This window comes from Azoarcus sp. CIB (assembly GCF_001190925.1).
In the GTDB taxonomy this organism is placed as follows: domain Bacteria; phylum Pseudomonadota; class Gammaproteobacteria; order Burkholderiales; family Rhodocyclaceae; genus Aromatoleum.
Window position 1 is genome coordinate 1630419 of record NZ_CP011072.1, and the last position, 21844, is coordinate 1652262.

19 protein-coding genes and 5 pseudogenes are annotated in these 21844 nt (G+C 61.2%); 18 read left to right on the plus strand and 6 right to left on the minus strand.

Translation table 11 applies throughout. The features are described 5' to 3' along the window. Positions 1–940 precede the first annotated feature (940 nt). The 9 genes and pseudogenes from AzCIB_RS23685 to AzCIB_RS07155 all read left to right on the plus strand — a co-directional run. A pseudogene (locus AzCIB_RS23685) lies at positions 941–1654 on the plus strand (IS4/Tn5 family transposase DNA-binding protein); the annotation flags it as partial. After that, complete coding sequence (locus tag AzCIB_RS25065) at positions 1631–1807, plus strand: IS4 family transposase (protein WP_502685652.1); 177 nt, start codon at positions 1631–1633, stop codon at positions 1805–1807. The pseudogene AzCIB_RS23685 and the gene AzCIB_RS25065, both read left to right, overlap by 24 nt. 137 nt (positions 1808–1944) lie before the next feature. Next, a complete protein-coding gene (locus AzCIB_RS24860) occupies positions 1945–2076 on the plus strand; it encodes a hypothetical protein (RefSeq protein ID WP_286130917.1) in 132 nt (43 codons plus the stop codon). A 67-nt stretch (positions 2077–2143) separates the two neighbouring features. Next, positions 2144–5326, plus strand: coding sequence for a serine-rich family protein (locus tag AzCIB_RS07130; protein ID WP_050415257.1), 3183 nt, complete (start codon positions 2144–2146; stop codon positions 5324–5326). 17 nt (positions 5327–5343) lie between these two features. Then, positions 5344–6033 (plus strand): hypothetical protein, encoded by a 690-nt coding sequence (locus tag AzCIB_RS07135; protein WP_050415258.1) that lies wholly within the window; start codon positions 5344–5346, stop codon positions 6031–6033. After that, entirely contained in the window at positions 6030–6245 is a 216-nt protein-coding gene (locus AzCIB_RS07140) for a hypothetical protein (protein WP_050415259.1), read from the plus strand. The genes AzCIB_RS07135 and AzCIB_RS07140 overlap by 4 nt, the downstream gene beginning before the upstream one ends. After that, positions 6242–7081, plus strand: a complete 840-nt coding sequence (locus AzCIB_RS07145) for a hypothetical protein (protein ID WP_050415260.1) — start codon at positions 6242–6244, stop codon at positions 7079–7081. Before AzCIB_RS07140 ends, AzCIB_RS07145 begins: the two co-directional genes overlap by 4 nt. 4 nt (positions 7082–7085) lie before the next feature. After that, entirely contained in the window at positions 7086–7970 is an 885-nt protein-coding gene (locus AzCIB_RS07150) for an immunoglobulin domain-containing protein (protein WP_050415261.1), read from the plus strand. A 13-nt stretch (positions 7971–7983) separates the two neighbouring features. Then, complete coding sequence (locus AzCIB_RS07155; RefSeq protein WP_050415262.1) at positions 7984–10827, plus strand: Hsp70 family protein; 2844 nt, start codon at positions 7984–7986, stop codon at positions 10825–10827. A gap of 87 nt (positions 10828–10914) precedes the next feature. On the opposite strand, the pseudogene AzCIB_RS24110 reads toward AzCIB_RS07155, so the two are convergent. After that, positions 10915–11139 (minus strand): annotated as a pseudogene (locus AzCIB_RS24110) (ATP-binding protein); the annotation flags it as partial. Between the two features lie 22 nt (positions 11140–11161). Further along, positions 11162–11326 (minus strand): annotated as a pseudogene (locus tag AzCIB_RS24115) (IS21 family transposase); the annotation flags it as partial. Positions 11327–11637: 311 nt separating this feature from the next. Between AzCIB_RS24115 and AzCIB_RS07165 the strand changes: the two are divergent. Together AzCIB_RS07165 and AzCIB_RS07170 are read left to right on the plus strand one after the other, a co-directional pair. Beyond that, complete coding sequence (locus AzCIB_RS07165) at positions 11638–13266, plus strand: NERD domain-containing protein (RefSeq protein WP_050415263.1); 1629 nt, start codon at positions 11638–11640, stop codon at positions 13264–13266. A gap of 190 nt (positions 13267–13456) precedes the next feature. After that, positions 13457–14479, plus strand: a complete 1023-nt coding sequence (locus AzCIB_RS07170) for an IS110 family RNA-guided transposase (protein ID WP_050415264.1) — start codon at positions 13457–13459, stop codon at positions 14477–14479. A gap of 410 nt (positions 14480–14889) precedes the next feature. Here the strand turns inward: AzCIB_RS07170 and AzCIB_RS24120 are convergent. Beyond that, positions 14890–15096, minus strand: a pseudogene (locus AzCIB_RS24120) (IS3 family transposase); the annotation flags it as partial. 25 nt (positions 15097–15121) lie between these two features. After that, on the minus strand, positions 15122–15559 hold the full coding sequence (locus AzCIB_RS07180) for a plasmid pRiA4b ORF-3 family protein (protein ID WP_050415266.1): 438 nt from the start codon (positions 15557–15559) through the stop codon (positions 15122–15124). 67 nt (positions 15560–15626) lie between these two features. Between AzCIB_RS07180 and tnpA the strand changes: the two genes are divergently transcribed. From tnpA to AzCIB_RS07200, 4 genes are all read left to right on the plus strand, one after another. Beyond that, positions 15627–16046: an IS66-like element accessory protein TnpA gene (gene tnpA, locus AzCIB_RS07185; protein WP_083446906.1), complete on the plus strand. Its 420-nt coding sequence runs from the start codon at positions 15627–15629 to the stop codon at positions 16044–16046. Next, positions 16043–16390 (plus strand): IS66 family insertion sequence element accessory protein TnpB, encoded by a 348-nt coding sequence (tnpB, locus tag AzCIB_RS07190; protein ID WP_050415268.1) that lies wholly within the window; start codon positions 16043–16045, stop codon positions 16388–16390. The genes tnpA and tnpB overlap by 4 nt, the downstream gene beginning before the upstream one ends. 63 nt (positions 16391–16453) lie before the next feature. Further along, the gene (tnpC, locus tag AzCIB_RS07195; protein WP_050415269.1) at positions 16454–17983 is read left to right on the plus strand and encodes an IS66 family transposase; all 1530 of its coding nucleotides are present in this window, start codon (positions 16454–16456) and stop codon (positions 17981–17983) included. Positions 17984–17985: 2 nt separating this feature from the next. After that, positions 17986–18570, plus strand: a complete 585-nt coding sequence (locus AzCIB_RS07200) for a plasmid pRiA4b ORF-3 family protein (protein ID WP_050415270.1) — start codon at positions 17986–17988, stop codon at positions 18568–18570. A gap of 25 nt (positions 18571–18595) precedes the next feature. Here AzCIB_RS07200 and AzCIB_RS07205 read toward each other — a convergent pair. After that, positions 18596–18868, minus strand: a pseudogene (locus AzCIB_RS07205) (transposase); the annotation flags it as partial. A gap of 192 nt (positions 18869–19060) precedes the next feature. Between AzCIB_RS07205 and AzCIB_RS24125 the strand changes: the two are divergent. Next, entirely contained in the window at positions 19061–19210 is a 150-nt protein-coding gene (locus AzCIB_RS24125; RefSeq protein WP_157058448.1) for a hypothetical protein, read from the plus strand. A gap of 136 nt (positions 19211–19346) precedes the next feature. Here the strand turns inward: AzCIB_RS24125 and AzCIB_RS07210 are convergent, their stop codons facing one another. Further along, positions 19347–20330 carry an IS5 family transposase gene (locus AzCIB_RS07210; RefSeq protein ID WP_021444719.1) on the minus strand — a complete coding sequence of 328 codons (984 nt, stop codon included), beginning with the start codon at positions 20328–20330 and terminating at the stop codon, positions 19347–19349. 100 nt (positions 20331–20430) lie between these two features. Here AzCIB_RS07210 and AzCIB_RS24130 point away from each other — a divergent pair, with 100 nt between their 5' ends. Further along, positions 20431–20808, plus strand: coding sequence for a hypothetical protein (locus AzCIB_RS24130; RefSeq protein WP_157058449.1), 378 nt, complete (start codon positions 20431–20433; stop codon positions 20806–20808). Between the two features lie 78 nt (positions 20809–20886). Next, positions 20887–21498 carry a cold shock and DUF1294 domain-containing protein gene (locus AzCIB_RS07215; RefSeq protein WP_050415272.1) on the plus strand — a complete coding sequence of 204 codons (612 nt, stop codon included), beginning with the start codon at positions 20887–20889 and terminating at the stop codon, positions 21496–21498. Positions 21499–21844 lie beyond the last annotated feature (346 nt).

A 21844-nucleotide genomic window follows, 5' to 3' on the forward strand; every position in this document is an offset into this window, starting at 1 on the left:
TCAGGCGACGCCCGAGGCAATACGCTGCCCACACCGATGCACCAGATGCTCATTTCTTGAGATATCCCATAAGTTCCCTCACGGGGTATTACACGATATGGCTCTGTGCATGGCTTATTTCTACGCGAACTCCAAAGGCATGTCAACGAATGCGAATAAAATTGCCGGAAATATATGAAAATATAACGCTTAGGCATTATGTGATGGGCGTGACCGTATCAATGTGAAATCGTCGCTGCGAGCGTCGCGTTCTGCTTGTCATTCGCAAAGATGCCGTCACTGAAGGCACTGCGCTCGTGCGCGCCAAAGGCTCTGGCCGTAACTTGCGCCATCTGTTCAGATGTAAATTGTCTCGAGAGTGTCTCGGCGGATGATATGAAGTCGGTGGATTATGTTTGCGCAGTTGGTCGTTGTGGGGGGGGCTGGGGGCGCAAGCGCCCCGGTCTAGCCGACTGGCTTGCAGTTCCGGTCGTACGGCTGTCCGTGGGCTATTGATCCAATTGTTCGGTCCGAAAGCCGATAGGGGTGATGTCTTGTGGCCTCAACCTGACGATGTGACTTTTTGCCGCCTGAGTGGCTTCCGAAAGTTCGAAAACGTCACATCGAACGACACCCGGTTGACCTCTACCTGCAAGGTGGGGAAGTCGAACATCGTCAGCGGATCCCGGCCGTCGTAGTACTTGTCCTGGGTGTCGTTGTATTTATGTCCGGCAAGCCGTGTCCGATTATCTGAGTAGGACCTCACACGTATCGGCGGTAACGCCATCGACGACAGAACGGTGAGTCACGCAGGTTGTGCTTGTGCTGCCTATAACCCATTCCATTACACAGATCTCCGACGCCCCTGAGCTGGTCATAAAATATGCTGATTCAGCTAGTTAACACTTTGCTTGTGGACCTGCTGAAAAAAGCGTCCACTCTCGTCTTTTGGCGAGAGAACATGGCGACAGAGGCGGCGGGCTGGGTGGCGATGGAATTCGAAGGCATGGATCTGGGGGACGAGCGGCTGAATCGGCGGGCGGTGAAGCTGACGGAGAAACTGGCGGCGAAGCCGATGTCGAGCATCCCGTCGGCCTGCGGTGGTTGGAGCGAGACGGCGGCGGCGTACCGCTTTCTGTCGCAGGAGGAGATGTCCTGGCAGGACATCGTGCAGCCGCACTGGCAGCGGACGCAGGAACGCATGGCGGCCCACGAGGTAGTGCTGTGCGTGCAGGACACGACGGAACTGGACTTCAACGGTCAGGAGATTGCCGGCCTCGGGCCGCTGTCGTATTAGGCGCAGCGCGGCATGTACCTGCACCCGACCTATGCGGTGACGCCGGAGCGCGAACCGCTGGGCCTGCTCGACGCCTGGATGTGGGCGCGCAACTTCAAGGATGGCGAGGGCGAGCGGGCGCAGGTGGGGGAGAGCACGCGCTGGATCGAGGGCTACGAACGGGTGGCGGAACTGGCGGCGGCATTGCCGAACACGCGCCTGGTGTATGTGGCCGACCGGGAGTCCGACATCATTGCCCTGATGCTGAGCGCCCAGGACTTGGGCACACCCGCGGACTGGCTCGTCCGCTCCCAGCATAACCGTGCGTTGCCGGAGGGCGACAATCTGTGGGAGCGCCTGACGTCGGGCACGACATTGGGGGAAATGGCCTTCAGACTCAACGACGTCATCCGTCTCATGGCGGGACTCGGTGGATTCCTCGGCCGGAAAGGAGACGGCGAGCCGGGCGTGAAGACCATCTGGCTCGGGCTACAGCGCGTCACCGACTTCGCCGCCGGCCTGCGTCACGCCAGAGAGTTCGGCGAGCTTTGAGATGTGTGTAATGGAATGGGTTTGGCGGCTGATAAACGTAGAGAGGATGGCGGCGGTGCGTCAATAGTTGTCGCATCTATCAAACATCATGACTCCACCGGCACTCATCGTCTTCCAACCACGTTGGGAAATACATCATGAACGGCCAACTGCAGACATTGATTAGCCGGAGGCATCAGCCCATGCGCGAACTGCGTGGCAACGCCCGCGACCACGTCATCACCATCACACGGATCGCCTCACACCCGATTTATGTCATAACCCGTTAAAATAGTGACGCGGCCTATAACATCACCTACTCCGCATTTCGAGTTCCAGAATCAGCCTGAGAGAGCTATGGCCAACCCCATTCAACACAAGGCATCGACACACCCGGTTGCTGGGCTCGTTCAGATCGATCCGGCCCTTCTTGAAAACATCCAGCGCACACCGCAGCCGGAACTTGCATGTTCAGTGTCTCCGCGCCCTAAGTTGTGGCTGATGCGCCTGGATGAAATCAATGAAGAAAGCCCCAGCACCTATCGAAGCGCGTTAGCCAACGTGTATGCGACGCTAGACGCGGACGACGGCACGAGCTTCCTATACCTGCTCGACGGAGGGCCAGACGGGGTTTCGCTGCATTTCGGCATTATTGAGTCACGCCCTGATTCCGGTTCTCATGAGGCGTTCAAGAATCTATGGGGTGCCCTCGAAGGACAACTTCCTGGCATCAACCTGGGCAATGAAGAGAACATCGAGCCACTCATTCAGCGTCTCGAACAAAGTCGTTTCCAAGGAGTCGTTCTTGGGGTGCCCACTTTGCAGGACGAAGGACAGGGGAGTGAAGACGAGAATTTTCAAGGCATTGAAAGACTGGTGCGCACCCTGGTTTCCCAGCGCGGACTCAAAGATCCGAATGTCACGCGCTGGCAACTGGCCGTTGTCTGCCAACCGCTGAGCCGTGTCGAGGCGCGTAAGAGACTTGACGCCGCCTACGATCTGGCCAGTGAAATTGCTGCACTAGTTCGTACCAGTGTCCAAGCGAGCGGCAACAGCAGCGAGCAGAAGGGTAGTTCGTACAGCAGTAGCACTGCCGACGGTGAAAACACCAATCGGGCAGATTCGCGCGGCAAGTCGGAAGGCGTCTCCGATACACGCAGTCACGGCACTAGCAAGAGCAATGGTAGCTCCTCCAGCAGCGGCGGCCAGAACTCTGGCACCTCGCAAGCCAAGAACTGGGGTACCAACGAGGGGGTAACGAAGACCACCGGTACTTCGACGACCCGAACAGAAAGCGACAGTGTCAATCTCAGCCGTAACAGTGGCAGCAGCCTCGGCATCACCCAGGAGTTCACTGACAAGCGCTCGCAGCACCTTCTAGAACACTTAGAGAAGATCCTCATTCCGCGCTTGCAAAAAGGTGTCACCAAGGGCCTGTTCTGCACGGCCATACACATCTGCGCTGACCGTCCGTCGACTTATCGCAGCCTCAAACGAACCCTTTGCGCGACCTACCAGGGCGGCGAAGCCACCGCCAGTCCAATGGAGGTGCTCGATCTTCCGGAGGGTAGCGCAGGCCAAGCCCTGCGGCTGCCACTCCTCGCACAACCTCTTGAGCCTCGGGTCGCCGTTTTTCACAGCCTGGGGGCAGGAAGAGCGCCCAATAGCCTAGGTAGCCTACTCACCGCCGACGAAGTTGCCCTGGTTGCCGGCTTGCCGCGTCAGGAATTACCCGGCCTGCGCCGGCGCAAGACGGTTGAGTTTACCGTCGCCCTGCCGCGTCCAGGCGAGTCGGATGCCATCGATCTCGGCGAAGTCATTGACTGCGGGCGGCGGCAGCCCAGCAACCGAGTGCGGCTCGACAAGGCTGACCTCAACAAGCACTGCTTCATCACTGGCGTCACTGGCGCCGGAAAGACCACCACCTGCCTCAATCTGCTGGTCGAATCAGGGCTCCCCTTTTTGGTTATTGAGCCTGCAAAAACGGAATACCGTGCATTGCACGGGCGTCTCGCAGGCGAAATCGATTATTACCGCCCGAATGGCGACACGCATCGCAGCCTGCGCCTGAATCCTTTTGCGCTCTTACATCGAAAACAGAAACTGAAGAGTCACGCATCCTTCCTGCGCAACGCGTTTGCTGCCATTTTCCCGATGGAAGCCTCGATGCCCTACTTGGTCGAGCAGGCCATCCTGCGAGCTTACGAAGAAAAAGGATGGGATCTTGCCGACGACAGTTGCTTGTTGGCCGACGATCCCTTCGATCCGGCCGCCCGCGCCTGGCCGACTATGAGCGACATGATCCGCCAACTCGACGTATTGATTCCCGAGCAACGCATGGGTCCGGAATTCACGGAAAAATACCGTGGTTCGCTGGTATCGCGGCTCACCAGCCTGACCCACGGCGTGCTCGGCGATGTGCTCGACGTACCGCAATCGCTCGATTTCACCGCGCTGCTCGATCGTCATGTGGTAATCGAACTCGAAGAAGTCAAGGATGGCGAAGGCAAGGCTCTGATGATGGCTCTTTTGCTCGGCGCCGTCAGCGAAGCCATTCGCCAGCGCCACAGCAACGACTCGTCGTTTCGCCACCTCACTCTGGTTGAGGAGGCACACCGCCTGCTCTCCCGCCCCGAACCCGGGGACAAGGCGCGCGCAATGGCCGTGGATGCCTTTGCCGATCTGCTCGCCGAAGTGCGCAAGTATGGCGAAGGTTTGATCATCGCCGATCAAATTCCGGCCAAGCTGATTCCAGACGTCATCAAGAATACCCATACCAAGATCGTGCACCGGTTGTTTGCCGAAGATGACCGCCGTGCCATGGGTGAGGCAATGATGATGGATGATGACCAGCGTGATTTTATGCCCAATCTCGCCACAGGCGAAGCCATCGTTTTCTGTGGTGGCTGGCATGGCCCAACCCATGCGGCCATTCGTTCCGATCACGCCGGCACCGATCGCTCCCCATTGGCCGAGGCGGACATCGAAGCGCGCGCCATCGGGCAACTTTGGCGTGAGCGGAAGCGCTACTACCCCAGCCTCGCGACTCTGGGCTGGCTAGGGTCTGGGGAGGACGCTCCGCATCGTTTTGCACAGTTTGTGCGCCACACACGTAAGGCCTTCGGCCACCTGCTTGCTCTCAACCCGCACAACCGAGGACAAAAGCGTGAGTACCTCTACGCACAACGCTTTGCCGCACTGCAGCGCTGGCTCCACGACTGGCAAACGTTTGCAATAACCGCACCGCTCAACATCGATGCCTGGGGGAGGCTCAGTGGCCAACCCCGGCCCGGCCAACCGCTCACTGCGCCGCTCCTGGCAATGCTGTACGACGCTAGCCCGCGCCCTCATGCGCAGGCCAAGCCAAACTCTGCTTGGCCTTGGCTGATCGCGGATTGGCACTTGTGGCAAGGGCCGTTCGACACTCTCCTCGAACATCTGGCTGGCGGCGTTGATGCTACGGATTTTGTCAAGCGCATGAATGAATCACGTGAGCTGAAAGGGGTTTTGGTAAACCTGGGCCAGTATCAGAGTTTTTGACAACCAAGGAGAAAGACATGGATTTTGGGTTCATTACTAGCGCCATCGGTACCATCAGCAGCGCCGTCAGTACCATCGGTAGCGCCCTCTCATCCTTTGCCAGTGGGGTCAGCACGGTCATCGGCAAGATCGTAACTACGTTAAGTCCGGTGGCCGAGGCACTGGGCAAGTTTGCCAATGCCTTCCTGCAGGTGCTGGGCATCCTAAAAGCCGACGAAAAAACTGAAGACCTCGGCGAGCGTGCCCTGCAGGCCGCAGAAAAGGGCATCACCCTCGACCAGTTCGACGACTTCGACTGTTATCTGGACGCACTGCGCAACTTCGATCTCGACCCGGACAAGGCGGAGAAACGCAGCCACGCGGAAAAACTGGTCGCGGGCCTGGGCGTTGGAACCGTTGCCGTAGAACGCAAATTCAACGCCGCCCCGGGCGCCCTCGACAGCATGTGGCTACTGCCCATTGCGAACCCGAGCTACTTCACGCCCGAGCGGATGCAAAGCATCGTTAGCACCGGTCGCTTGACTGGCGATCTCTGGGCTTATCTCGACAAGCGCCTCTCTGCAGGTGACAGCAGTCGCCTGGAAGAATCTCTGGCCGCAGGCGCCCCGGAAGCAGGCGACAAGGAACAGCTCTACGAAGCTCTCGACCAGGCTAGTGACAAGTGGGAAGCACTCGGGCGGCAAATCGAAAGCGGCAAGGACGCATGAGCATGGGATTTTTATCTTCCATATGCTCGGCCATATCCGGGACAATAGCCAGCATCGACGAAAAGAAGCCTGAGCGCACCACGGATGCCACGCTGTTCAAGGATTTTGACGTTGAATGTAAACGGCTGCAGAACTTCGACCTCGAAGCCCCGGTCGAGTCCGTGGCTAGCCCCAACGCGCGCGCGCAACGCAGGGACTTCGGCCAATCATGACGAACGCAACCCCCGCGCTGATTCTGCTCCTCCTTGACCAGCACCTCGCCGCCTGGCTCGCCCTGCCTGGCGGCGTGCCACGCGACCAGCCAATTGAAGGCGAAGGAGGCTGGATTCCGTGTCATACAGCTGATGAGCTCCTCCAGGGCCTTGACGATCTGCGCAGCCGACTCAGCGGTGAGCTCGGAACCAACTTCCATCTCGAACTGCTTCACGACGACGCTAGCCGTGCCCTGCTGACGACGGCGCTGTCCAAACTGGCCCCACGCCTCGCCGCCAGCGCCTGGCAAATCCGACGCTGGGAGCCACTTGCCACCCGCTGCGGGCTGCGAAGCACTGAACGCGCACGTCCGGCCAGTGACTGGATCGCCCAGCATGCACTGCCGTTGCTGCTTGCCAGTGATGATGTCAGCGCACGCAAGCACATGCAGGAAGCCACGCAGCGTGACCATGCCAGCCTCACGGGGCAACTGCAGGCCGAGCGCGCGCAACTCCAGCGTGAAAACGATACCCTGCGTGCGCAGAACGAAGCACTGCGCCGGGTGGATGCCGAGCGGCTCATCGTTTACCTGCCAGCACTCTTCCCCCGCATCTTCACTGAGATCGGGGGGCAGGACCTGGCACTGCTCACCGGCCGACCCGAGCCTTATGCCTTGCCCAACCCCTACCCGGAGCCGAGCCCAGAGGTCCTGCACACCATGCAACGCGACTTCCGCGCCCTGCCGCCCGAATTGCAACGGCAGATCGTCGGCTTCATTGCCCGCCTGCCGCAGCGACAGAAACTCAAACCGCGTCCGGAAATGCGCGAACTCGTTCTAGATCTTGAAAGTGAGTGACGCCATGGGAAGAAAAGACCATGACGATACCGACCCGCTGGCTCACCTGGACAAGGACGCACGCAAGCGTCTGGAAAAGCTCGGCGAGGAATGGGACAAGGACGCTGGTGGCTGGCTTGAAAAGCTTACTGCCCCCGATCTGCGCCTGATTCTGGAAAACTTCCGTCCGCTGCACGATCTGATCCGGCGGATTGCAGCCAGCGCCTCCGGCCAAGCCGTGCCCAGTGCCGCCGCGCAGCAAGTGCTGGAAGCCTCCTGCAGCCAGGCAGAAAGTGAAAAAGACGCGGCCTTGGCCGAAGACCTGACCTTGCTGGAGCAGCTCGATGCCTGCCATCAGGAGCAGACAGAACTGCGCCGGCAACTCCAAGCCACAGAAAAGCGGCAGGCCAAACTGGAAGCAGATAACCTTCGTCTCACAAGCGAACTCGGTGCGCAGCAACGCGAACTCACCCAGCTGCGCCTGCATGCCGACCTGCCGCCGGTGCTCGGCCTGCTTCGCCGTGATCCGGCACTTGCTGAGCGTCTGGGGCTTGGTAGCCTGCCGGACGACACCAGCCAGGCGTTGATCCGCGCCGTGGCCGTGCTTTCCCAGATGGGCACTATCGAACGCTTGTGGGACACCCTCAGGGAAGGTTGCGAACGCGAGTGCCGGCCCGCCAACGCCGAAGAAACTGCGCTGCTGCAAACAGCCCTCGACTGGCATAACCACAATTGGCAGAAAAAACCTTTTGCCCTGCACCACCCCAGCGACGGCAGGCACTTCGACTTCAGTAAGGAACAGCGCGCCGCCACCTCGCCCAGCGGCGACACCCTCACCACGGTCTGGCTACCCGGCATTGTCTCCGGAAATGGTGCCGTGCAAAAAAAGGCGCTGGTCGCCACCCGATAGGCAAGAATTTTCGATGAGCACGAACAACAAGATGCAGCACAGCGAACCGCAGATCGAGCACGCGGTGCGACTACAGAATTCCGGCATCGACGCGGCCGCTGTGTGGGACGAAGCCCTGACAGAATTCACCGACGCGCTGATGCAGCAACCGCTCTGGCTCCTTGTTCCAAAGGCAGGAGGGACAGTGAGCGGGGTTCTCAATGCCAAGACTGGCCTGCGCTACCCCCCTTCCAACGAACTTGAGTCGTTCCTCCAGGCCCATTCTTTCCTGTTTGTGCAGGATAACAATAGATCCACCCTCGCAACCCTGCACTCCGCCACACGCAATTTGTGGCACTACCCGGCTCAAGGAACTTCATTTATCTTGGCAGGAGGTAAGGCCAAGGTGGCCGAGAGCCGGGTGGCCGGGTTGCAAGGCTGGCGGCTACCTACGAAGGATGAGCTGTGGAAGTTTGCCAAGGCTGAAACTAACCCGCATCGCAAAGGTAAAAAATACCGATTGAATGAGACGTGCTTGTGGCTCACAACTGGGGGTGGCTGCGACGTGGATGAAGGATTCTGGAGTGTTCGTTCGGAAAGTATGGGCGACATCGTCGCCTGCCACGACCACTGGGTTAACGCATCCCCAGCGGACCTGCTGATCGACCTCGCCGCACGCGGTTGGCAACTGACCAGCCCAAATGGCCAAGCGAGTTACCTCCCACCGGAACCGAACGCCACATGGCAAGGCTTCGATTCCGCCCGACTGATGCAAGCCCTCCACGACGCTGGCGCGCAGTTGCAAAGCCCAGACGGCAAGGCAAAGCTCGATCCCAACCCCTTCGGCTTTCTCTACGACCTTGACTACACCCCCTGCCGCCTGCCGCGACTGGAAACGGCTCAACTCACCGATCCTCACAAGGGGCTGTGGGAGTTGTGGGGCAACGATGCCGCCCTGCTCAAGCATCTCGGCCTGGTCGCTCGCGACCCGGCGCGGGACATGTGTACGCGCAATGTTGCCATCGACTTCGGTACCAGTAGCACGGTGGTTGCCTTGGTCGACGAACACGGCGGCCGGAGACTGCTGCGCATCGGTGTGCGCGATTTTTATCAGCCACCGTGCGGTGCCGACTTCGAGAACCCGACAGTGCTCGAAATCATCGATTACGCGCAACTCCACACCGCGTGGACGGTGCAAGCCTACCGGCCGACTTTGGATTGGAACTGGTTGCATGCATCCCACGAAGCACAAGCCAGCTTTCGCGACAACCCTGGCGACACTGCGGTACTCGCCAGCATCCTGCCACGCTTGAAGCAATGGGCACTACGCTCGTCCAAGGAAGCACTACGCATCACCGATCGCCAGGGCAGGGAGATCGATTTGCCGCCACTCACCGAGTGTAACCCGGTGCGCGGCGAGCCGATGATCGTAGGAGCCGAAGACGCTTTCGACCCCATCGAGCTCTATGCCTGGTTCCTCGGTATGGCCGTCAATTGGCGCGGCCGCGGCCTGCACTGCAAGTACCACTTGACCTTTCCGGTCAAGTACGAGCGCGAAGTCAAGGACAAAATCCTATCCAGCTTCCGTCGCGGCCTACAGCGCAGTCTGCCGCCAACACTAGTGATGCAACCCGGGACCCTGCAGCCCTTCAGTGTCGTAGAGATCGCCTCCGAGCCCGCCGCGTATGCTGCTGCCGCATTACCTCATCTCGGCATGGCGCCAAACAACGAAGGGATTTTCTATGCGGTTTTCGATTTCGGAGGCGGAACAACAGACTTCGATTTCGGCCAGTGGCGCTGGGCCAACGATCAGGAGGCCGAGGAAGGCTACGACCAGGTGTTCGAGCACCTGCATTCTTCGGGGGATAATTTTCTCGGCGGCGAAAACCTGCTCGAACACCTCGTGTACGCTTGCTTCCTTCACAATCTCGTGGTGTGCCGCGAGCAAAAAATTCACTTCACCCGCCCCCTGGATAGTGAACGCTTTACCGGTGACGAGGCATTTGTTCATGCCACCCAGGCAGCCCAGACGAATACCGTGCTACTCGCTGCCAAACTACGCGGCTTTCTGGAAAGCACCGATGGCAGGCTCGATGCACAACTCAAGATCGACCTCTTGGACAAGGACGGGAACAAGAGGTCCTGCGAGCTGAGTCTGGACAGGGCGGCCCTCGATCAGCTGTTGTTCGCTCGCATGGAAAGCGGTGTACGCGCCTTTCTCACCGAATTGGCCGCGATTCGCGGTGATTTGCCAGAGGGCCAGCCCGTGCAGGTCCTTCTGGCCGGCAATGGCAGCCGCTCGCGCCACATTGCCGAACTGTTCGACAAAGAGAGGGAACACTGGCCGCGTCTGTTGCAGGAATGTTTTGGCGACAGGTCCCCTGAATTGATCGTTCACCCGCCGCTGCCCATTGACGAAGGCAACCATCATGCCCCCACAGCCAAGACCGGCGTGGCCCTCGGCATGCTTCACCTGTGTCCGGGAGAAGGCGTCAAGCTGATCGATCATGTGCGTAGCGCCAGCCATGATGAAGCACCATTTCGCTATTTCGTCGGCAAACTGGGACGACGCGAAGAGTTTACCCCGGTACTCGACCCGCGGACTGCCTACAAGCGGTGGCATCTGCTCGGCCCGCTACCGCAGGGAGTATTCAAGCTCTGTTACAGCGTCAGCCTGCGCGCGCGCAACGGGATGCGTCAGGGCGATGCGGAATTACGGATTCAGCGTCTGGACTTTCCCAATGCCACCCCGCAGGACAAACTGTTCGCTCGTGCCATCGGACCGACGACGATAGAGCTGGCCTTCGCCACCGATGAAGCCACACTGTTCGCCCGCTCCGATCTGCCGCATCAGACCTTTGATCTGGAGATCGGTTAGGGATGAACTGCGAAACCCTAAAACAAGGCTATCTCTGGGGCGCGACAATCATCTTGTCCGCCGGCCATGCTGATTGACGCCGTCTACGACATCCTCCAGGCAGGCGGCAGCGGCCTTGATGCGGGCCGCTTTGAGCAGCCGGTCGATGCGTTTGCCATCGCGCAACAGGATCTCGCGATCGATGAGCTGGGCGAAGCGCTCCTCGAAACTGAGCGCGGCGATGGCGGGCTGGGTGAGCTGTTCTTCGAAGGCGTGCGCCATGCCTTCCAGGCGCAGGGCGCGCAGTTGTTGCAGGCTGTGTTGCATCAGCATCGATGTTCTCCGGTGGGTGGAATCAGTGGTAGTAGTGCGCGCCGCGCAGGTTCTCGTGCGCGGCGGGGAGCGCCAGTTCGGTTTGGCTAGCGGCGGCGGGGGTGGGTAGCGGTGCCCGGTCAAGCCCGCTCTTGAGGATGGAGGCGACACTGCGGTAACGCATCGCGCCCAGCGTCACTGCGCGGGTGAGCGTGGTCGGCGAGCCAGGCTTGCGCTTGCGTCTGTTGTCCCCGGGCCGCACCGAGGGCCGATTCCGTGCTGGTTTGATCGCGCCGGGCCGTAGCGTGTGCATTTTCGGCGTCGGTGAGGGCCTGGGTCGCTGCGGTATGGTCGGCGGCAAGGGTGACGAGGGCCGCATCGAGTTCGCGGGCAGCGTCTAGCCGGGGCTTGAGGGTTTGCGCGATGGCGCGCAGCTCCGGGGCTTTGGGGCAATCTCCGCCATCGTCATGGCTGTGCGACAATCGAATACGTGTTTTTCATTGAGCGAGCGATCGCGCCATGACTGCGAAGGCATTCCCGTTTCGCGCCTCCTTGCGGCAGGACACGGGCCTGTACCGCGAACTCGATGTCCTGCAGCGCTTGGAAGATTCCCTGCCAAAGGGTTATGAGCTCTTCCATAGCGTCAGTTGGCACACGGTGCATCAAGGTGCCGACTGTCACGGCGAGATCGACATCGTGGCGCTGGCCCCCTCCGGGAACATCCTGTTGATCGAGGTAAAGGCCGGCGACGTTATCCTGCGCAGCGGGCAGATCCTCAAGCTCTACGACGGGCGCGAGCGAGACGTCGCCAAGCAGTCACAGATCCAGTACGCCGCCCTGCGCAATCGCCTGAGCCAGGCGAAGCTCGAAACGCGAGTGGCGAACTGCCTCGTGCTACCGGATTACCATGTCGGCGACGCGCCGATCGTCGCCTATCCGCGTGAGCGAATCATCGACGCCTCCCAGTTCGACATGCTCGGGACACTGGTTCGCGAGCTGATCCCTAGCGTGCCGGCCCCGAGCGGGTTCGAGGCCGTGCGGCAGTTTCTCGCCAACGAGTTCAAGGTCTCTCCCGACCTGCGCGTGCTCGGCCATCAGTTGCGCAGCGTCAAGCGTCAACTCGCGGACGGTCTCGCCACGTGGGTGCCGCGCATCGAGGCGCCGACGGGCGTGATCCAGGTGCAGGCCACGGCAGGATCGGGCAAGACGCAACTTGCGCTTCGCCTCCTGGAAGAGGCCGCCGTGACTGGGGGCCATGCCCTCTACGTGTGCTTCAATCGCACGCTGGCCGACCATGTTGGTCGCATCGCCCCGACGCGGGCGAAGGTCACGAGCTTTCATGAGCTGTGCGTGGAGCATTTCCGCCGTGCGGTGGGCGAGCCTGCGTTCAGCGAAGACGGCATCTTTGACGTCATGGCTGCCCGTTTCTGCGCGGATGTCGAGGCAATGGAAACCTGCTTCGATCTGGTCATCGTCGATGAAGCTCAGGACTTCGAACCTGAGTGGGTGCAAGGTTTGACCGGCCTTCTCGCGGAGAGCGCGAGGCTCTACGTCCTGCAGGATGAGGATCAGCGTCTGTATGGGCGGGACAGTTTCGGTATCGACGACGCGGTGACCATCCGCTGCTGCGACAACTTCCGGAGCCCCCGCGCCATCGTCCAGACGATCAACGCCTTCGGACTGACACAACAGGCGGTCGAGGCGCGCTCCCCGTATGTCGGCGAGCTTCCCGGCATGCGGACCTACACGGATCGGCGCGATCTGCTGCGTCAGACGGCGCAGGCGGTCGATGCGCTACGGGAACGTGGCGTCGAGCTCGCGGACATTGCCGTGTTGTCCTGGCATGGCCGTGCAAAGTCGGCGCTGCTGAATGCGGCGCGTATCGGTGATTATGCCTTGTCGCGCTTTTCCGGGCGCTACACCGCGGACGGGGAGCAGGAATGGACGCCGGGGGATTTGATTGCGGAATCGGTTTATCGGTTCAAGGGGCAGAGCGCAGCGGGGATTGTGCTGACCGAGGTGGATTTCGAAATGCTCGGGGCGCTCGAGCGCCGCAAGTTGTTTGTGGGGATGACGCGGGCGGAGTTGGCGGTGGAGATGGTGTTGTCTGAGGCGGCGGAGAAGTGCTTGGCTGCTGCTCTGCAGTAGGTGTCCATGTTGCTTGCGACAGCAATGCCGCCACCCGCTCACAACTTCGCTCGAACGGCGGGTCTGCCCGCCTTTGACTGGCCGGACCAGACCTTTATGGAAATCTAATGAAATGGACTCCCCCTCCGTCTAGCGGGAAACTGACCCGGTCGCGGCCATGACGGCAGCGAGTCAGCCAAGGAGGTGTGCCATGAACGTTGTTCGCATTGGTCTCGACATCGCCAAGTCTGTTTTCCAGGTGCACGGCGTTGACCCGCACGGCAAACCCGTTATCAGGAAGACATTGAGCCGCTCTCAAGTGTGCGAGTTTTTCGCCCGACTGCCGCGTTGCCTAGTCGGGCTTGAAGCGTGCGCCGGATCGCACTACTGGGCACGGGAACTGGGCAAGCTCGGCCACGACGCACGGTTGATGGCCGGCCAGTTCGTCAGCCCATACCGCAAGAGCGGGAAGAACGACGCGAATGACGCCGAGGCGATCTGCGAAGCGGTCGGGCGGCCGAACATGCGGTTTGTGCCCGTGAAGTCGGAGGAGGCCCAGGCGGTTCTGACGGTGCATCGAGCGCGTGCGTTAACGGTGTCCGAACGTACTGCGCTGGTAAACCAAGTCCGCGGCCTACTCGGTGAATTTGGCATTGTTACTGCAGCAGGGGTTTCGCACGTGCGCAAGTTGCTGGCCGAGATCGGCGCCGGCGGCAAGCAGTTGCCAATTCTTGCCCGCGAGACGATGGGTGAGCTCCACGACCGGTTGCGCGCGCTCGACGAGCGCATCTTGGCCTACGATCGAAAAATCGAGGCGCTGGCGCGCCAGAGCGAGCCAGCGCGGCGACTGATGGCGATCGAAGGCATCGGTCCAATCACCGCCTCTGCCCTCGTCGCCAGTGTCGGCAATGCCAGGACCTTCACCAACGGCCGCCAGTTTGCAGCCTGGCTGGGACTGACGCCACGGCAGAACTCTAGCGGCGGCAAGGCGAAACTCGGTGCAATCAGCAAGCGGGGCGATGTCGTGCTGCGAACCTTGCTGATCCACGGTACGCGCTCGGTGCTGCGTCTTAGCGCTCAAAAGCACGACCAGAAAAGTGCTTGGGCCGAAGCGCTCAAGGCGAGAAGCTGCGCCAATGTCGCGGCCGTCGCATTGGCTGCAATGCATGCGCACATCATCTGGGCGATGTTGGCCCGCGGCACTGATTATCGGAGTGCAGCCGTGTCCGCTTGAATCCGCTGCATTGATTAGCCAGAAAGATTCCTGCCTGAAGATTGCGAGCGAAGCGTGTTGATGGGATGACGGTGCAAACCGACGCGGCAAGAACCTGCTTATGGGAATGGTCGAAGCCAGACCGCGAGGCTAATGAGGTGGCCGCGGAACGTATGTCATCAGGGCCGGCGCCGACGGGCGTCACAGTAGGCCGGATAGATTCCTGCAGGTTTGCTTCCAGAAGCCCAAGACCGTCACTTGCAATTCCGGGGGAGTCCATAGATTCCATAAGGGGCGTTATGCAAAGTCCTCGATCATGAAAAGTTGCCCTCTGATGGACGTTGAGGACCAAGCGGCAAGCGAGAGGTTTCGCCCGATGGTGGTCACCAGGTTGAATCGCACCGGGTTCCGTGGAGGCCGGTTGGTTTAAGTCAGGCCGCGATGGCGGCCTGACGGGCGAGTTGCCCGTAGTAGTTTGCCTCAGCTTCTGCGGGCGGGATATACCCGATGGGTTCGAGCAGCCTGTGGTGGTTAAACCAGGACACCCATTCCAGCGTTGCCAACTCCACGGATTCCTTGGTTTTCCAGGGCGCTCGCCGGTGGATCATCTCTGCCTTGTACAAACCATTGATCGTAAGCGTCCGCCCGAGACCGTCTTGACGCTCAGACCTTGATTTTGTGGAGGCGCAGATCGACCGCCGCGATGTCGAAGGCGGCCGGATCGAACGGTGCGCCGTACCATTCGAGCATGTCGTGGTGTTCAGGATGGTCCGGATCGGCCATTGCCGCGACGAAGTCGGCGTAGCCGGGTGCGCCGCCGACATCCTCAGGCGGGGTGGCGTTGGCGCCGCCAAGGCAGAGCGCCGTATCGAAGAGCGAGTCGGGTGGTAGGCGGCGTTCGACCTTGATGCGATGCTCCCAGTCGTCACCGAAGTCGTAGACGTAGCGGAAGGATTTGGCGCCGCCGAGCGCGGTCGCGAGCCGCACGCGTTGTTCGTTGCGAACGGGCTCGAAGTCGTAATCGGGATCGGGGACGCCATAGCGCTCGCCGGTGATCTCGAACTCGTGCAGATGGCAGTCGTGCCGTAAGCGTCCGCCCATCACCGTCTTTCGTTGGTGACAGGGATCGCCCAGAGTGGTGCCCACCAAATTTCTGGTGGGGACCACTTTGGCCACGAATAGCATCACCCGGGTGACCCGCAAGGGGCGGCCGAACTACCCGATCGACTTCAAACGCCACCTTGCCGCGCTCGCCTGCGAGCCGGGGGTCTCGGTGGCTAAGCTCGCCCTCGAACACGGCATCAACGCGAACCTGCTGTTCAAATGGCGTCGTCACTACCGTGCCGGGTGGTTCGGCGAGCCGGGCCCGGCGCATCACGCGGCCCCTCGGCCGCGTGTGGGTGAAGCGCCGAAACTGCTGCCGGTGATGACCGTGTCGCCGACAGTCGGCCTGCAGTTGGCGTCGAAGAGCGTCAAGCCGGCAGCCGCGCTCGAGATCGTTATCGGCGGCGCGACCGTGCGGGTGCTCGGCGAGGTCAGTCGCGACGCACTGCGTACGGTCCTCGACTGTCTGGCCGAGCGGGCATGATTGGCTTGCCGGCAGGCACGCGCATCTGGCTTGTGGCCGGCGTGACCGACATGCGTCGCGGCATGGACGGTCTGGCGGCGATCGTGCAAGGGGCGCTCACTGAGAACCCGTTCTCCGGGCACGTCTTCATCTTCCGCGGGCGGCGGGGCGATCTCGTGAAACTGCTGTGGTGGAGCGGCGACGGGCTGTGCCTGTTCGCGAAGCGCCTCGAACGGGGGCGCTTCATCTGGCCGCAGGCGACCGCGGGGGCGGTGCATCTGACCGCAGCGCAGCTGTCGATGCTGCTCGAAGGCATCGACTGGCGTCGGCCCGAGCGGACCTGGCAGCCCGACTGCGCGGCCTGAAGATCGGAGCATGCCGCCCCCCGGAGGCTGTTCACACGCCACGGCATCGCGTAGACTCACGTCATGCACGCGACGACGCCCCTTCCCGATGACCAGGCTGTGCTCAAGGCCCTGGTGACGGCCCAGCAGGCCGAGATCGCGCGCCTGAACTTCATCATTGCCAAGCTGCGCCGGATGCAGTTCGGTCGCCGCTCGGAACAATTAGACGGCACGCTCGCCCAGCTCGAACTCGCCCTTGAGGGCATCGAGACTGCCCGGCGCGAAGCCGCTGCAGACGTCTCGCCGGACACGACCGCCGGCACAGCGTCGTCACCGAAACGCCCCGCCCGCAAACCCTTGCCCGATCACCTGCCGCGTGAGACGGTCGAGCATGCGCCCGCCGAAGGCGACTGCCCCGACTGCGGCAGCACCTTCGTGAAGCTCGGCGAGGACGTCTCGGAGATGCTCGAGTACGTGCCGGCCCACTTCAAGGTCATCCGGCACGTGCGCCCGAAGCTCGCCTGCTCGCGTTGCGAGTGCATCGTGCAGGCGACTGCACCCGCGCGGCCGATCGAACGCGGACTGCCCGGGCCGGCCTTGCTCGCGCATGTGCTGGTGGGCAAGTTCTGTGACCACCTGCCGTTGTATCGGCAGAGCGCCATCTATGCTCGCTCGGGCATCGAGCTCGACCGCTCGACGCTCGCCGACTGGGTCGGGCAATCGGCACAACTGCTCGCGCCCTTGGTCGAGGCGCTGCGCCGCTACGTGCTCGCCGCCGACAAGGTCCATGCCGACGACACCCCGCTGCCGGTGCTCGCGCCCGGCGAAGGACGGACCAAGACTGCCCGGTTATGGACTTACGTACGCGACGATCGCCCGGCGGGTAGCAATGACCCTCCGGCGGTGTGGTTCGCGTACTCGCCCAATCGCAAGGGCGAGCACCCGCAGCGCCATCTTCGCGCCTTCTGCGGCATCCTGCAGGCCGACGCCTATGCGGGTTTCAATGCGATTTATGCGACTGGGCAGGTGCAGGAAGCCGCTTGCTGGGCCCATCTGAGACGCAAGTTCTTCGATGTGCACCGGGCACAGGCTTCGCCGATCGCTGCCGAGGCGCTCGCGCGGATCGGTCAACTCTACGCGATCGAAGCGAGCGTCCGCGGCGAACTCCCGCCGATCCGCCGCGTGGTGCGGCAGGCCCAGGCGCGTCCATTACTGGAGGATTTGCGGGCTTGGTTGGAAGCGCAGAGCCGGCGCGTGTCGCGCAAGTCCGGCATCAGCGAGGCGATCCAGTACGGCCTGAACCACTGGCAGGCGCTCGTCCGCTACGCAGACGACGGTCGCATCGAAATCGACAACAATGCCGCCGAACGCGCCCTGCGCGCGGTGGCCTTGGGAAGAAAGAATTTCCTCTTCGGCGGTTCGGATGCCGGAGGCAATCGCGCGGCGACCCTCTACAGCCTGATCGGCACCGCCAAACTCAACGATCTCGACCCGGAAGCGTATCTACGCGACGTGCTGGCACGCATCGCCGAGCATCCGATCAACCGGATCGAAGACTTGCTGCCCTGGAATCTGGGCCGCGACCAATCCGACCCCCTGCGCAAGGCCGCCTGACCATGGGCACTGTTGTACGACTTCCCAAGGCGCGACCCGCGCCGCATCTGCTGCAACTGCGGATCGAGCTAGCCAGGATCAAGCCGGCCATCTGGCGTCGGGTGGCGGTCCCGGAAACCATCACGCTGCCGAAGCTGCATCAGGTCATCCAGGCCGTGATGGGCTGGCACGACTGCCATCTGCACGAGTTCGAGATCACCGGCGAGCGCTATGGCGTCCCCGATCCCGATTACGACTTCGAGCCCGTTCGCAACGAACAACGCGTGCGGCTCGCGACCGCGCTCGGCGGCGCCAAATCCTTCCGCTACGTCTACGACTTCGGTGACGACTGGGAGCATCGCATCAAGGTCGAACGCCGCCTACCACCCGACTCGCTCTTCGATACGGCGCTCTGCCTTGGCGGCGCCAACGCCACCCCGCCTGAGGATGTCGGCGGCGCACCCGGCTACGCCGACTTCGTCGCGGCAATGGCCGATCCGGACCATCCTGAACACCACGACATGCTCGAATGGTACGGCGCACCGTTCGATCCGGCCGCCTTCGACATCGCGGCGGTCGATCTGCGCCTCCACAAAATCAAGGTCTGAGCGTCAAGACGGTCTCGGGCGGACGCTTACTCAGAATCTCATTGGCTTTGCGCAACTCACGGACCTCGCGCTCGAGTTCCTTGACGCGCTTCTGATCGGCCGTGGTAGGTCCGTCGCGCTGGCCGCTATCTCGTTCGTGCTGACGAACCCACGTCAGTAGCGTCTGCGGCGTGCAACCAATCTTGGCGGCGATGGATTCAACGGCTGCCCACTGCGACGGATGATCGCCGCGACACTCGGCCACCATGCGTACGGCACGCTCACGGACCTCGGGGGAGAACTTCACTGACTTCTTCATGGCTCTATCTTCTCAAGAATTAGAGCCTCCACCAAACCCGGGGCGATTCAAGCTGCTTCCAACTACGAGTTTGTTCTGTGCAAGGGGCACGCGGAGTTGCTTCAAGCCCCTTTCGCCCCAGAGCATGTTGCACTAATGGCAAAGAGATACGCCGATGCCTAACTCCAACGTTAGGCCATCCACTGGGGTCGCATGACTGATTCAGATTTGCTTGCGTATGTTGGCGCAATCACTGGTGTGATCGGAGCCATAACGGGTATTGCTGGTGCCGTCATGGGCTACTTTAGCTACCGCAAGACGAATGAAATCAAAGCGCTCGAGCTGCGCCTAGGGAAATGCTGAACAAATCAAGTTCAAGCGCCCGCGGACCGATTTCGAGCGCGTATCAGTGATGACCATTCGAGGTCGAAGACATTTTTCGCTTCCGATCGGGTCGTTCACGGGCTGTTGCCCCCCGTTTTCGCTCCTTGGTGTCCCATCAGGACGCACCTCGGGCATGAAGCGCCAACAACGGTCGGCGCGCCAGGAACAGATTGGCCAGGCCGAAGAGCGAGAACAACTGAGCTTCGTTCTTCGCCAGCCCGCGGTAGCGGGTCTTCTTATGCTTGAAGAGGTTCTTGACCACATGGAACGGGTGCTCGACCTTGGCGCGAATGCTCGCCTTGACGCGCTCAAGCTTCTCGAGAAGCTTCCCCAGCCGGTTGGCCGGCAATGCCTTGCGCTTGCTGCGCTTCATGGCGACGTGCCAGGTCACCTTGGTGCCCCGGTTCTCTTCGCGCTTCTCGACGCCCTGATAGCCCGCGTCACCGAGCACCTCCGTCTCCTTACCGTGCAGCAGCTTGTGCGTCTGGCTCACGTCGCTCACGTGGGCGGCCGTCGCGACCACCGCATGCACCAAGCCTGACTCGGCATCGACGCCGATGTGCGCCTTCATCCCGAAGTACCACTGGTTGCCCTTCTTTGCTTGGTGCATCTCGGGGTCGCGCGCCTTGGCGCGGTTCTTGGTCGAGGGCGGCGCAGCGATCAGGGTGGCATCAACGATGGTGCCCTCGCGCATCATCAGGCCCTTCTCGGCGAGATGCGTCTTGATGACCTCGAAGATCTTGCGCGTAAGCCCGTGCGTCTCCAGCAGGCGGCGGAACTTCAACAGCGTGGTCGCGTCGGGCGCCGCTTCCCGAGCCAAGTCGATGCCGACGAAGCCGCGGATCGCCTGGCTGTCGTAGATCGCGTCCTCAATCCCTTCGTCCGACAACCCGAAACACTGCTGCGCCACGTACATCCGCAGCATCCGTCCCACCCCGATCGGCGGGCGCCCGCGACCCGCGCCCTTCGGGTAGAACGGCTCGATCTCGGCCTCCAGCGCCGACCACGGCGTCACCGCCTCGATCTCGGCGAGGAACCGGTCACGCCGCGTCTGCTTCTTCTTGGCGGCGTACTCCAGCTCGGAAAAGCTCGATTGCATCGGTTGAGGTCCCGTTGTGGCTCAGCAGCGGCCATTATCTCAAAGGCATCCCACCAGCCGGGCGGTGGCGGACGAATAAATCAGTGGCTCCCTAGAACTCATGAAGTCGGGCGTAGAGGTGTTTCAAAGCGCCGATAGTCTGGTGGACCTGCTTGCTCGTGCAAAACGATCACGGGACGCAGTTGCAGCAGCAATGGGCTCGCACAACTCTGGCGCTCATGATAGATGGATTCGTCAACACGCAGCAGACGAAGAATCCCTTGCGTCGATCAATGAATCGGTAGATGAACTGAATTTTGACTACTCCAACGCACCGCTACACGAGCTTGAGCGGGCGATCACGGATGTTCATGCCCTGCGAACGATCGTAGGCAGCATAACGGAAAAATACGTTGATTCTATTGCGGAAGACGATCGCAATCGAGAGTTCATTCGGGACCAAGCCCATGCAAGAGTTAACCGTTGGCTTAAATTCTAACCACTGCGTGCAGCGGACCGTCAAAAGCTGCGCTTTTGCCGTCCGCTGAAGGCGCACGTTATAACTCATGCATACATCATGCGAATCGATGGCGCTGTAAAAACATGGAATGACGAGCGGGGCTTTGGCTTCATCGAGCCTTTGCATGGCGGCCAAGAAATCTTTGTTCACATCAAAGCCTTTACGTCGCGCTCGGGCCGCCCTGAGGTCGGTCAGCGAGTTACGTTTGAGGTCGAAATGGCCCCTGATGGAAAGAAACGCGCAAAACGCGTCGAGGTAATCAGAGCCACGCGCGCACGAGTGAAAGCACGAAATGAGAATCCAGCGCAGTGGGGTACTGCAACTCTGTTCGCCATTCCTGCGTTCTTCATTCTCTTCACCATCACCGCATTCTTCTGGAAGGTTCCGGTTTGGGTCGGTGCCCTCTACGTCGGCGCAAGTGTGTTGTGCTTCGTCGTATACGCCAGCGACAAGTCTGCCGCCGCTGCCGATCGGTGGCGCGTCAGCGAAGACACATTGCTTGCTTTGGGGCTCATCGGAGGCTGGCCCGGGGCGATCGTCGCTCAACAGTTCCTGCGCCACAAATCCAGCAAGATTTCGTTCCGCACCAAGTTCTGGGCAACCGTCGTCGCAAACGTTCTGGGGTTTCTTGTCCTCAATTCTCCCGTGCGATCCATGGTGTTCACGTGACTTCTAGCATTCCGGGCAATCTGACAACTGAAAGCGGTGCGCTCTTCGAACGAGCCGCCTCGCGCGGTTGCAAGTAATCTCCACGTTGTGCGCACAATGCCAAGTCCGGTTAGCACCGCCCCCTTTCATACATTGATGGGCTCCTTGAAGGCAAGCGGTTTCACTGCGCAGGCGGCTCGTCTTGAAGAGGTTCTGGATGGTACGTGGACAACCTCGACTGAGCTGATTGGTGAACTTGGTGCAGTGGTATGCGCAATCCGTAGGGAGTGCAGGCCTCTCACCTTTGCCCAGAAACGATTGATCAGGGCTTGCCTCAGGGAGGTACGGAAGGCGTGGCCGGGGTTTG